The organism is Stenotrophomonas sp. FW305-3-2-15-E-LB1 (assembly GCF_058787375.1).
In genome coordinates, this window is sequence record NZ_JBYSZR010000028.1 from 49,307 (window position 1) to 60,357 (window position 11,051).

Annotated in this window: 11 protein-coding genes; 5 read left to right on the plus strand and 6 right to left on the minus strand. The window is 68.4% G+C overall.

The features are described 5' to 3' along the window. The first annotated feature begins 183 nt into the window (after window positions 1–183). Both speA and AC3WL7_RS17265 read left to right on the plus strand, forming a co-directional pair. Window positions 184–2,073, plus strand: coding sequence for an arginine decarboxylase (gene speA, locus AC3WL7_RS17260; RefSeq protein WP_492751930.1), 1,890 nt, complete (start codon window positions 184–186; stop codon window positions 2,071–2,073). Between the two features lie 43 nt (window positions 2,074–2,116). Further along, window positions 2,117–2,437 carry a DUF6122 family protein gene (locus AC3WL7_RS17265; RefSeq protein WP_079223965.1) on the plus strand — a complete coding sequence of 107 codons (321 nt, stop codon included), beginning with the start codon at window positions 2,117–2,119 and terminating at the stop codon, window positions 2,435–2,437. Window positions 2,438–2,549: 112 nt separating this feature from the next. Here the strand turns inward: AC3WL7_RS17265 and AC3WL7_RS17270 are convergent, their stop codons facing one another. From AC3WL7_RS17270 to AC3WL7_RS17280, 3 genes are read right to left on the minus strand one after another with little or no spacing between them, the layout of a single operon-like run. Then, window positions 2,550–3,875 carry an ATP-binding protein gene (locus tag AC3WL7_RS17270; RefSeq protein ID WP_295520097.1) on the minus strand — a complete coding sequence of 442 codons (1,326 nt, stop codon included), beginning with the start codon at window positions 3,873–3,875 and terminating at the stop codon, window positions 2,550–2,552. After that, a complete protein-coding gene (locus AC3WL7_RS17275; RefSeq protein WP_492751938.1) occupies window positions 3,872–4,531 on the minus strand; it encodes a response regulator transcription factor in 660 nt (219 codons plus the stop codon). Before AC3WL7_RS17275 ends, AC3WL7_RS17270 begins: the two co-directional genes overlap by 4 nt. Continuing rightward, the gene (locus tag AC3WL7_RS17280) at window positions 4,531–4,824 is read right to left on the minus strand and encodes a PepSY domain-containing protein (protein ID WP_079225415.1); all 294 of its coding nucleotides are present in this window, start codon (window positions 4,822–4,824) and stop codon (window positions 4,531–4,533) included. Before AC3WL7_RS17280 ends, AC3WL7_RS17275 begins: the two co-directional genes overlap by 1 nt. 148 nt (window positions 4,825–4,972) lie before the next feature. Here AC3WL7_RS17280 and AC3WL7_RS17285 point away from each other — a divergent pair, with 148 nt between their 5' ends. Next, the gene (locus AC3WL7_RS17285; protein ID WP_295520101.1) at window positions 4,973–5,407 is read left to right on the plus strand and encodes a PepSY domain-containing protein; all 435 of its coding nucleotides are present in this window, start codon (window positions 4,973–4,975) and stop codon (window positions 5,405–5,407) included. A gap of 84 nt (window positions 5,408–5,491) precedes the next feature. Here AC3WL7_RS17285 and AC3WL7_RS17290 read toward each other — a convergent pair whose 3' ends face one another. From AC3WL7_RS17290 to AC3WL7_RS17300, 3 genes are all read right to left on the minus strand, one after another. Further along, window positions 5,492–5,980 carry a hypothetical protein gene (locus tag AC3WL7_RS17290; RefSeq protein ID WP_079223958.1) on the minus strand — a complete coding sequence of 163 codons (489 nt, stop codon included), beginning with the start codon at window positions 5,978–5,980 and terminating at the stop codon, window positions 5,492–5,494. A gap of 124 nt (window positions 5,981–6,104) precedes the next feature. Further along, the gene (locus AC3WL7_RS17295) at window positions 6,105–7,313 is read right to left on the minus strand and encodes an NAD(P)/FAD-dependent oxidoreductase (protein ID WP_492751944.1); all 1,209 of its coding nucleotides are present in this window, start codon (window positions 7,311–7,313) and stop codon (window positions 6,105–6,107) included. A gap of 7 nt (window positions 7,314–7,320) precedes the next feature. Continuing rightward, window positions 7,321–7,815, minus strand: coding sequence for a lipocalin family protein (locus AC3WL7_RS17300; protein ID WP_492751947.1), 495 nt, complete (start codon window positions 7,813–7,815; stop codon window positions 7,321–7,323). A gap of 186 nt (window positions 7,816–8,001) precedes the next feature. Here AC3WL7_RS17300 and AC3WL7_RS17305 point away from each other — a divergent pair, with 186 nt between their 5' ends. Beyond that, window positions 8,002–8,250 (plus strand): hypothetical protein, encoded by a 249-nt coding sequence (locus AC3WL7_RS17305; protein WP_079223952.1) that lies wholly within the window; start codon window positions 8,002–8,004, stop codon window positions 8,248–8,250. A 187-nt stretch (window positions 8,251–8,437) separates the two neighbouring features. Beyond that, complete coding sequence (locus tag AC3WL7_RS17310; protein ID WP_492751949.1) at window positions 8,438–10,870, plus strand: DUF3772 domain-containing protein; 2,433 nt, start codon at window positions 8,438–8,440, stop codon at window positions 10,868–10,870. Window positions 10,871–11,051 lie beyond the last annotated feature (181 nt).

The following is an 11,051-nucleotide window of genomic DNA, read 5'->3' on the forward strand; positions in this document are numbered from 1 at the left end:
GGTCCTGTTCGGAGGGTTGAAGCCGGGCTGGCGGGCGGGGCCGCGTGGCACAGATGCCACATCCGGACGGATCGGCCCGTTCAGGTTCAGACCTGCCACGGGCGCGGGCGCGCATGATAACGAACCTGTGGGCATATAGGCGTTATCATGCCCCCCCTTTTATTGCCAACAAGGCCGACTGCAATGACCGATTGGTCCCTCGACCAAGCCCGCAAGACCTACTCGATCCCGCATTGGGCGGATGGTTATTTCGATGTGGATCAGGCCGGGCACATGGTAGTGAGACCGACCGGGGCAGATGGCCCGGTGGTGTCGCTGCCCAAGGTGGTGGACGCTGCACGTGCCGGCGGCGCCAAGCTGCCGCTGCTGGTGCGCTTCCCGGACATCCTCGGCCAGCGCCTGGGCAAGCTGCAGGCGGCGTTCGCCCAGGCCCAGCAGGACTGGGAGTACCCGGGCGGCTACACCGCCGTGTACCCGATCAAGGTGAACCAGCACCGCGGCGTGGCCGGCACCCTGGCCAGCCACCACGGTGAAGGCTTCGGCCTGGAAGCAGGCAGCAAGCCCGAGCTGATGGCCGTGCTGGCGCTGTCGCGCCCGGGTGGCCTGATCGTCTGCAACGGCTACAAGGACCGCGAGTACATCCGCTTGGCCCTGATCGGCCGCAAGCTGGGCCTGCAGACCTTCATCGTCATCGAGAAGCCGTCCGAGCTGAGGCTGGTGCTGGAGGAATCCAAGGCACTGGACGTGAAGCCGGGCCTGGGCGTGCGCATGCGCCTGGCCTCGCTGGGCGCCGGCAAGTGGCAGAACAGCGGTGGCGACAAGGCCAAGTTCGGCCTGTCCCCGCGCCAGCTGCTGGACCTGTGGAAGTCGCTGCGCGATACCGAATACGCCGACTGCCTGAACCTGCTGCACTTCCACATGGGGTCGCAGATCTCCAACGTGCGCGACATCGCCAACGGCATGCGCGAAGCCACCCGCTATTTCGTCGAGCTGTCACAGCTGGGCGCGAAGATCACCCACGTGGACGTGGGCGGCGGCTTGGGCGTGGATTACGAAGGCACCCGTTCGCGCAGCTTCTGCTCGATCAACTACGGGCTCAATTCGTACGCCAGCAACATCGTGCAGCCGCTGGCCAACGCCTGCGAAGAGCACGGCCTGACCCCGCCGCGCATCGTCACCGAGTGCGGCCGCGCGATGACCGCGCACCACGCGGTGCTGATCGCCAACGTCTCTGAAGTGGAACAGGCGCAGGAAGGCCGCGTGCCGGACCAGCACGACGACGAGCCGGCCTCGATCCGCCACCTGCGCGAGATCCACGAGGAACTGGACACGCGCCCGGCGGTGGAACTGTTCCAGGAAGCGCAGCACTTCCACGCCGAAGGCCTGGCCAGCTACGCGCTGGGCCAGATCGACCTGCCGCAGCGTGCGCGTATCGACGATCTGTTCTACGCCATCGCCCACGGCGTGCGTGCGCGCCTGAGCTACGACGAGAAGAGCCATCGCCCGGCGCTGGATGAACTGAACGAGCGCCTGGTTGACAAGTACTTCGTCAACTTCAGCGTGTTCGAATCGATTCCCGATGCGTGGGCGATCGACCAGGTGTTCCCGATCGTGCCGATCGAACGCCTGAACGAGACCCCGGACCGCCGCGGCATCATCGCCGACATGACCTGCGATTCGGACGGCATGGTGAAGACCTATGTCGAGAACGAGAGCCTGGACACATCGCTGCCGCTGCACGCGATGAAGCACGGCGAGAGCTACCGCATCGGCTTCTTCATGGTGGGCGCCTACCAGGAGATCCTGGGCGACATCCACAACCTGTTCGGCGATACCGACGCGGTGGAAGTGGTGGCCGATGCCGATGGCTACGCCATTACCCAGCAGCGCCGCGGTGACACCACCGATGTGATGCTGGACTACGTGGGCTACAAGCTGGACGACCTGCGTGCGGCCTACGCCCAGCGCGTGGCGGCGGCCGAGCTGTCGCCCCAACGTGCGCAGGAGCTGTCGCAGGCGCTGGAAGCCGGCCTGACCGGTTACACCTACCTGTCCGACGAACCGCTGGCGTGATGTCCATGGGAACGCCGGGCATGGCCCGGCGCTACCTGTGCCGATGAGCGCGCGCGCGATCTTCCATCTGTTCCTGCATGCCGCCGTGCCAGCCCTGCTGGCATGGCTGTTCTGGCGCAAGCGGTTTGCGTCCGCTTGGCTGCTGTTGCTGCTTGGGTGGATCATCGACCTGGACCATCTGCTGGCCGACCCGATCTACGCGCCCAACCGCTGCAGCATCGGCTTCCACCCGCTGCACACCGCACCGGCCATCGCCGTGTATGCGGGCCTGTGCGTGCCGAAGAAGACGCGGCTGGTGGGCATCGGGTTGATGATCCACATCGCGCTGGATGCCATCGACTGCTGGTGGATGCACCACCGCTGAGCGCTGTAGCGCCGAGCCCATGCTCGGCTGCCGTTCGCGGTCCACTGTAGAGCCGAGCCCATGCTTGGCTGCAGCGGAGCCAGCCGAGCATGGGCTCGGCTCTACAGCAGCGTTACGGCGCCGCCAGCGGCAGCTCCAGCCGCGCGCGTAATCCGGGGTTCTCGTTGGACAGGCGCAGCGAGCCACCGTGGCTGGCCGCGATCTCCGCGGCGATCGCCAGGCCCAGGCCGCTGCCTTCCACCCGCTCGTCAAGGCGCACGCCGCGCTGCAGGACGCTTTCCAGCTTGGCCTTGTCCAGGCCGGGGCCGTCGTCGCGCACTTCGATGTGCAGCCGGTCGTTCTGCGCCAGCGCACGCAGGCGCACTTCGCCCTGGGCCCACTTGCCGGCGTTGTCCAGCAGGTTGCCCAGCATTTCCTCCAGGTCGGTGACGGCGCCGGCAAAGGCGATACCGCGCGGCACATCCATCTGGAAGCGGATGCGGCGGCCGCCATGCACGCGGGTCATCAAGCGGCACAGGGCTTCGGCGGCCGGGGCCACCTCGCTGCTTTGCCGATGGTCGACGGCCAGGCCTGCGGCCAGGTAGCGGTCGATGCTGGCACGCATGCGCGCGCCCTGTTCGTGCAGGGTGCGGCGCCAGTCGCGGCCTTCGCCCTGGGCTTCGGCGGCCAGCACGCTCAGCGGGGTCTTCAAGGCATGGGCCAGGTCTTCGGCGCTGCTGCGTGCACGCGCCACCATGCGCTGGTGGTGGTCGAGCAGGGCATCGAGCTCATCGGCCAGCGGCGCGATCTCGCGGTCCAGCTGGCGGCGGTCGATGCGCTCTGCCTCGCCACGGCGGATGCGTTCGATCTGCTGGCCTAGCCCACGCAACGGGCGCAGGCCGAAATGGACTTGGCTGGCCAGCACCGCCAGCCACGCCGCCACCAGGATGCCCAGCGCCAGCGCGCTGCGGTTGCGGAAGGCGGCGACATCGGCATCCAGCGCCTGCCGGTCATGTGCCACCAGGGCCACATACGCCTGTGTGGCACGCGGCAGGCGCACCTGCTGCACGCGCGCGCGCAGCGACTGCTGCATCGGCCCGGACAGGTCACGCTCGGCCGGGCCCGCTGCGGTGGCGGGCAGGGTCTGGTCCCACAACGATCGCGACTGCAGCAGCACCTTGCCGTGGCTGTCGGCGATCTGCCAGTACGCACCGGAAAACACCCGCTGGAAGCGCGCGTCGTTCGGCTCCTGGCGCAAGCGCAGCTGCCCGTCCGGATCGATCTCGGCCTGCGCCAGCAGGGTCAGCATGTCCTGCTGCAGCTCGCCATCCAGGCGGTCGCGCGCGCTGCGCTTGAACAGCTCGCCCAGCAGGACGCCGGCCAGCACAGAGACCAGCACCAGGCCGATGCCGGCCACCAGCAGCAGCCGCCGGCGCAGCGAGGGTTGCCGCGCGCTCATGCTTCGGCCAGCCGCCAACCCTGGCCACGCACGGTATGGATGAGGTCCACGCCCAGCTTGCGGCGGACGCGCCCCAGCAGCACGTCCAGCGCGTTGGAATCGGGGTCGTAGCCGCCTTCGAAGATCTGCTCGCCCAGACGGTCGCGGCTGATCACGCTGCCGGCGTGGTGGATGAAATAGCTCAACACTCGGAACTCCTGCGGGCTCAGTGCCAATGCCTGCCCGCCCATTTCAAAGCGGCCGGCATTGACGTCCAGCTGCAGCGGGCCGCACTGCAGGCGGGGGCTGGCGTGGCCATGGCTGCGGCGGATCAGGGCGCGCAGGCGCAGCACCAGTTCATCGGCCTGGAATGGCTTGGTGAGGTAGTCGTCGGCGCCGGCATCGAAACCGGCCAGCTTGTCGTGCCAGCGCCCGCGGGCGGTCAGCACCAGCACCGGGAAACTGCGGCCGTTGCCGCGCCAGCGTTCAATCACGCTCAGGCCATCCAGCCCGGGCAGGCCGAGGTCGACGATGGCGGCCTGCAGGTCCTCGATCTGGCCGATCTCTTCGGCCTGGCGGCCATCGGCCACGGCCTGCACCACGTAACCGGCCTGTTCCAGCAGTGGCTGCAGGCGTTGGGCCAGCGCCGCATCGTCTTCGGCCAGCAGGATGCGCATCAGTCGTCCAGTTCCGTCTTCAGCAGCCTGCCGTTACGCGCATCATAGTCCAGCTCCACCACCACGCCGTCGGCGCGCAGGATTTCCACCTCGTACACGCCATCGTCCAGTTCCACTTCCAGCAGCTGGCCGGGGTGGCGCGTGAGCGCATCGCGCACCACGCCTTCCAGCGCGACATAGCGGCCCTGCTGCACGGCCCGGCGCGCGACATCCTGCGCCGGGTCCTTGGCAGGCTGGGCGGCGGTCGTGGGGCTGGCCAGGGCCAGCAGCAGCGGCAGGGCGAAAGGAAGCAGCACGGTCGGTTGCGACAATACAGGGAGGAGGGCGCGAGTGTGCCGGTGTGTCCTAACCATTGGCTAACAGCGCTGGCTAAGGGGCTGTTAGCCAGGCCGGGCATCGTGGCGGTGCCGGGATGGTCCGGCACCGAACAGGAGAACCCCCATGTTGAAGTCGCTCACCCTCGCCACCGTCGTCGCCCTGGCCTTCGCCCCGGCCGCGCAGGCGGCACCGCTGGGCATGGCCCAGGTCGAGCAGACCCTGCGCAAGGCCGGCTACACGCAGATCCATGAGATCGAGCGCGATGATGGCCTGTGGGAGGCGGATGTCAGCCGTGCCGATGGCCGCTTCAGCGAGGTCTATGTCGACCCGAAGACCGGCGAGATTTTCGACGAGCACGATGGCCGCGCGCTGCTGGGCACCGAGCAGGTGCTGGCCAAGGCACAGGCCCATGGCCTGCGTGAGATCCATTCACTGGAACGCGATGGCGCGACCTGGTCGCTGGAAGCGCGCAACGCCCGCAACCAGCGCGTGGAAGTGCGCCTGAGCGGGCACGATGGGCGGATCCTGCACAGCGAGCGTGATGGCTGGCTGGATTGACGTCGGTCCCGGCGGGCGCACGGCGCAGCCGAGCGTGGGCTCTGGCGGTAGCGCCGGGCCATGCCCGGCGAGCGCAGCGGGTGCTTACCAGCCGTACGGCGGCGGGTAATCCCAGTAACCCGGGCCACCGCGGCCATAGAAGCCACCGCCATATGGGCCGAAGCCCGGGCCGTTGCCTTCGCTGACATGGATGTTGAGGTTGACCCCGCGGGTCTTGCCCTCATCGGTGGTGTAGTTCTTGCTGAGGTTCAACGTAGCGGCGTTGTAGTGCGAGTTGCCGTAGCCCTTGGAGTAGCCGATGCCGGTGGTAAAGCTGCCGGACACCTTCAGCTTGTCGTCGGTGACGTCGGCGATCCTGGCATCGTCGTGCACGCGCGGGCCGCTCTTGTCACCGTAATAGGTGCCGGGCGGGTCCTGCTGCACGGTCGGGTCGTTGAGGTAGCGCATCGGTGCCTGCGGCACGGACAGGTCCAGGCCGTTCGACTGCGGGGCCGTGGCGCCCGCGGCGGACTGGGCAAGGACGGTCCCGGGCAGGCTGGCCAGGCACAGCAGCAGGGTCAGGGGACGGATCATCACGATGCTCCAACGGGCAGGGACCGCGCCACGCGCGGCGGTACAGGCCGACGCTAACAGGCGCAGCTTGAATGATGCCTGTCGCCGCCGGCTTGTGGTAGATCCGGGCCAGGCCCGGATTCCCTTAGACCCGGTCGAACCCGAAAAGATCCTGCAGCGGGTGCCGGCGCCGCTCGATCCGCGCCCGCAGCAGCCCCGCACCGATCATCGAATAGGTGATGCCGTTGCCGCCGTAGGCCATGGCCAGGTGCACGCGCGGCCCCCACTGCGGATGCGGGCCGAAGAACGGCAGGCCGTCGGCGGTCTCGGCGAAGGTGCCGGCCCAGGAAAACGCCGGGGTCGGCTCCAGCTGCGGGAACCAGTGCTGCAGCTGCTTCATCAGCTGCTTCGCCTTGCCCTGCACCCGCCGGTCGCGGCGCGCCGGGATGTCGATGGCATCGTCCAGCCCCCCCACCAGCAGCCGGCTTTCGCCGGTGGCGCGCAGGTACAGGTAGGGGCGCGCACTTTCCCACACCATCGTGCGCTGCAGCGGGCCCAGCACTCCGGCATCGATGGGGTCGGTGATGAAGGCATAGCTGCTGCGGTTGCGTGCCACCCGCTGGTCGATCCAGCGCTGGTTGGCGTAGCCCATCGCGAGCACGATGTGCCGGGCGCGGATCGTCGCCCCGGCCTCGGTGCGGGCGGTGACGCCGCGCGCGGTGGCGTCCAGGCGGTGCAGCACCGTGCGGTCATGCACATGGCCGCCGCGGCGGCGCACGCGCTTGAGCAGGCCATAGGTAAGGCAATACGGATCGACCCGCGCGGCCTGGCGCGTCAGCAGCGCCCCGCCGGCGTCCACGCCGAAGCGCTGCTGCAGGTCGTCCGGTTCCAGCCAGCGCGCATCCAGCCCGGCCTGCCGGCGTGCGGCGCCCTCGGCCATCAGCACCGGCACATCGCGGTGGCGGCTGGCCAGGTACAGGCTGTCCATGCGCTGGAAATCGACGTTCCTCAGCCCGCGCGCCACCTCGCCCAGGGCCGGGATGGCATCGGCGCAGGCGCGGTAGGCCAGTTCGGCGGCGTCGGCACCGTACTGGCCGGCCAGGTCCAGCAGGTGGGTGTCGATTTCGTACTGCAGCAGCGCGGTGCTGGCGGCGGTGCTGCCCCAGCCGATGTCGCGCTGCTCGATCAGCGCCACCTCGTGGCCGTGGCCCGACAATTCATCCGCGATCAGCGCGCCGGTGACACCGCCGCCCACCACCAGCACATCGCAGCGCAGGTCCTGCTGCAGCGGCGGGAAGGCCTGGATCAGCCCGTTGCTTACGGCCCACCACGGGTAACCGCTCTTCAGGTCCATGGGGGGCTCAGGCAGTGGGGTGGCCGGTATGCGGGGTGTGGATCAGTTCGGACAGATCGAAGCCCTGCTGCTGCGCGGTGGCCAGATAATGGTCGCGCACGGTGGCATCCAGCTGCGGTTCGCGGGCCAGCAGCCACAGGTACCTGCGATCCGGGCTGCCGACCAGGGCGACGCTGTAGTCCGGGGCCACCTGCACCACCCAGTAGTCGCCCTTGGTGAAGGGCAGCCAGCGCAGGCCCTTGGGCAGGAAGCTGACGGCCAGGCGGGCGCTGTCATTGTCCACCGGGCAGGCTTCGCCGATGGCTTCCTCCACCTCGCCGTCTATGCGGCAGCGGTTGTGCACCTGCACATTGCCGTTGTCGAGCAGCTGGTAGTGGGCGGACACATCGGTGCAGCCGTCCGGCTCGTGGCGCATGGGCAGGCGTGCGATCTCGTACCAGGTGCCCAGGTAGCGGGGCAGCTTGAGGTCGGCGACGGTCTTCAGCGGCGGGTGGTCGGTCATCGTGTTCAGCGCTGGGGGAAACGGTGTCCCACCTTGCCGTCGGGCTCGCCATGGGCAGGTGAAACCGGGGCGAGCGCCACGTCCAGAACATTGCGTCGCCCGCGCGGCGTGCCAGTGCCCGTCGGTGCGGCGCTATGCTTGCGCCAGCGCCGCGTTTTTTCCCATACCCGCGAAGTGGAGGTGCCGATGTACCAGGTGATCCTGTTGAAGAGTGAAACCGCGTTTGCCCGCGAGCAGTGGCCGCAGGTGGACGATGTGGTCGATTACGAAGGCGTCAGCTACAGCCTGCGCGCCGGCCCGCGGCAGCCGCTGCCGACCGACCACGACTGGCATCCCATCGCGGTGTACGCGCCGGATGAGATCAGCGAAGAGGAATTCCAGGACTGGTACGCGCTGCAGCAGCCCCAGGTGGAAGAGCTGCGGTTGAAGTACTGAGGGCCGGGTAGAGTCGACCGCTGGTCGACTGCTTCCGGCGGGACGCCCTGGAAATCCCGCGCTGCGCGCGGCAGTCGACCAACGGTCGACTCTACCTCCGTCGCCGAGGTTCGCAGCGCCCTCCATCCAGCCTTTACCCGCCGTGCCGTATAGTCGCGCGCAGGCGCGGTGGTCCGCGCGAACCGGTGTGGCTGGCTTGCTTTCCTTCTTCCGAACGATCCTGGGGCGTGGCCCTTCGCTGGCGCTGCTGTTGTGTGGCGCGCTGCTGCTGGCTGCGCCGGTGCTGGCCCAGGATGATGACCCGACGCCGAAGCAGCAGCTGGCCCAGTTCGATGCCAGCCTGAAAGAGGTGGATCGCAAGCGCGATGCCGCCGAGGCCACGGAAACGCTGGCGATGCTGTCCGAGACCGCATCGCAGGTACGCCGCGATGCCGAGGCCCTGGAAAAGAGCCTGCAGCCGCAGCTGGACCAGTTGACCGAGCAGCTGGCCCAGCTGGGCACGGCACCGGAGGGCACCACCGAGCCGCCGGAGCTGGCGACGCAGCGGCGCAACCTGACCCGCCAGCGTGATGCGCTGGCGTCTTCAATCGCGCAGGCAAAAGCCAGCGCCGTGCGTGCCGGCCAGCTGGCCACCGACATCGAGAAGCAGCGCACCGCGCAGCGCACCGAGGAACTGGGCCAGAAGGTCGATTCGCCGCTGTCGCCGTCGCTGTGGCGCAAGGTCGCCAAGCAGTTGCCGGTGGATATCGCGCGGGTCACGCCGCTGGCCGCACAGGGCCGTGATGCCCTGGTGGCCGCGCTGAACAAGGAAGGCTGGTGGACGCCGCTGCTGGGCCTGCTGGCCGCGCTGGTGATGATGTTCCCGCTGCGCCTGTGGCTGCGCGCGCTGGGCCGGCGCTTCGCCGCCTCCGACCGTGCACCTGACGGGCGCCTGCGCCGCTCCGGCCTGGCCATGTGGCTGCTGCTGGTCGGCACCCTGCTGCCGGGCTATGCGGTGGTGGTGTTCATCGCGTCGCTCAACGCCATCGGTGGTATCGCCCCGCGCCTGCAGAACGTGGCCGACGGCGTGGTGCAGGCCACCTTCGTGGCGGCCTTCATTGCTGCGCTCAGCGCCTGCCTGCTGGTGCCGACGCGGCCATCGTGGCGGCTGTTGAACCTGGATGACACCGCCGCGCTGAAGCTGCGCAAGTACGCCTGGGGTGCGGCCGCGCTGGCCTGGTTCAGCACGGTGCTGGTGGCCATCGACCGGGCCACGCGCACCAGCGACGTCACCACGGTGGCGCTGGACGGCGTGATCGCGCTGACCTACCTTGGCCTGATCATGGCCATGCTGGTCACCTTGTCGCGCCTGCACCGCCGCCAGAATGCCGAAGCCGAGGCCAAGCTGGAGGCGCAGGCCGATGGCGTGGGTGCGGCAGTGCCGGTACGTCGCAGCAGCTGGCTGGTGCTGGCGCGCGTCGCCGGCAACCTGGCCGTCACCGCCGCCATCATCGCCAGCCTGCTGGGCTACGTGAACTTCGCCAAGTTCGTCAACGAGCAGTTGATTGGCGGTGCCATCGTGGTGCTGGCGGCGATGCTGCTGTTCAAGTTCGTCGATGACTTCAGCACCTGGCTTCTCAACGCCGACAGCAAGGTCGGGCAGACCATCCTGCTCAGTACCGGCCTGAGTGTTTCGCGGCTGGAGCAGGCCGGCGTGCTGCTGTCGGCGATGCTGCGCGCGCTGGTGGTGCTGATCGCGCTGCTGGCGCTGGCTGCGCCGTTCGGCAACGTCGGCACGATCGTCGAGCGCATCGCTGCGCTGGCCAACGGCATCACGATCAACAAGGACCTGACGCTGCAGCCGGGCCGCATCGTGACCGGCGTGCTGGTGCTGCTGGTGGGCGTAGGCCTGACCCAGCTGATGCAGCGCTGGCTGACCGACACCTACCTGCCCAAGACCGAGCTGGACCTGGGCGCGCGCAATTCGATCAGCACCATTGCCGGTTACGTGGGCATCATCCTGGTGGGCCTGTGGGCGCTGACCGCGATGGGCCTGGACATGAAGAACCTGGCGCTGCTGGCCAGTGCGTTGTCGGTGGGCATTGGTTTTGGCCTGCAGGCGATCATCCAGAACTTCGTGTCGGGCCTGATCCTGCTGGCCGAGCGCCCGGTGAAGATCGGCGACTGGGTGAAGCTGGGTGACCAGGAAGGCGACATCCGCCGCATCAACGTGCGATCGACCGAGATCCAGGTGGGCGACAAGTCGACGCTGATCGTGCCGAACTCGGAGCTGATCACCAAGACCATCCGCAACATGACGATGGGCAACAACCAGGGCCGCATCCAGATCCAGTTCGCGGTGCCGACCAGCACTGACGTGGCGGGCCTGAAGCAGGCGCTGCTGGATGCCTATGGCGCGCACCAGGCGGTGCTGGCGCAGCCGGCGCCGTCGGTGTTCATCGACAGCATTGCCGGCGGCCAGATCACGTTCAACAGTTTCGCTTACGTGGCCAGCCCGAGGCAGGTGTATGGCACGCGCAGCGATCTGTATTTCAGCCTGCTGCAGATACTGGCCGAGCGGGGGATCCCGCTGTCGACCCCGACTGACATCCACCTGGTACGCGATACCCCGCCGGAGTAGTTGGGTCTTCTTGCAGGGCTTGCAGCCCTGCACCTGCTGAAATCAACGTCAACGTCAACGTCAAAAGCGGGTTTCCTGTGGGATGGCGGGGTGGGTCCGGTTGCGGGGGACGCCGTAAACCCCCCTCCGGGGTCCGGCCCAGCCGCTGGCGGCTGTGCGTTCGGGCGCTTGCGAAGCAGTG

Bases quoted from the DNA above. Each gene is read 5' to 3' on its own strand.
- speA (WP_492751930.1), top strand. From the start codon at position 184: ATGACCGATTGGTCCCTCGACCAAGCCCGCAAGACCTACTCGATCCCG.
- AC3WL7_RS17265 (WP_079223965.1), top strand. From the start codon at position 2,117: ATGAGCGCGCGCGCGATCTTCCATCTGTTCCTGCATGCCGCCGTGCCA.
- AC3WL7_RS17270 (WP_295520097.1), bottom strand. From the start codon at position 3,875: ATGAGCGCGCGGCAACCCTCGCTGCGCCGGCGGCTGCTGCTGGTGGCC.
- AC3WL7_RS17275 (WP_492751938.1), bottom strand. From the start codon at position 4,531: ATGCGCATCCTGCTGGCCGAAGACGATGCGGCGCTGGCCCAACGCCTG.
- AC3WL7_RS17285 (WP_295520101.1), top strand. From the start codon at position 4,973: ATGTTGAAGTCGCTCACCCTCGCCACCGTCGTCGCCCTGGCCTTCGCC.
- AC3WL7_RS17290 (WP_079223958.1), bottom strand. From the start codon at position 5,980: ATGATCCGTCCCCTGACCCTGCTGCTGTGCCTGGCCAGCCTGCCCGGG.
- AC3WL7_RS17295 (WP_492751944.1), bottom strand. From the start codon at position 7,313: ATGGACCTGAAGAGCGGTTACCCGTGGTGGGCCGTAAGCAACGGGCTG.
- AC3WL7_RS17300 (WP_492751947.1), bottom strand. From the start codon at position 7,815: ATGACCGACCACCCGCCGCTGAAGACCGTCGCCGACCTCAAGCTGCCC.
- AC3WL7_RS17305 (WP_079223952.1), top strand. From the start codon at position 8,002: ATGTACCAGGTGATCCTGTTGAAGAGTGAAACCGCGTTTGCCCGCGAG.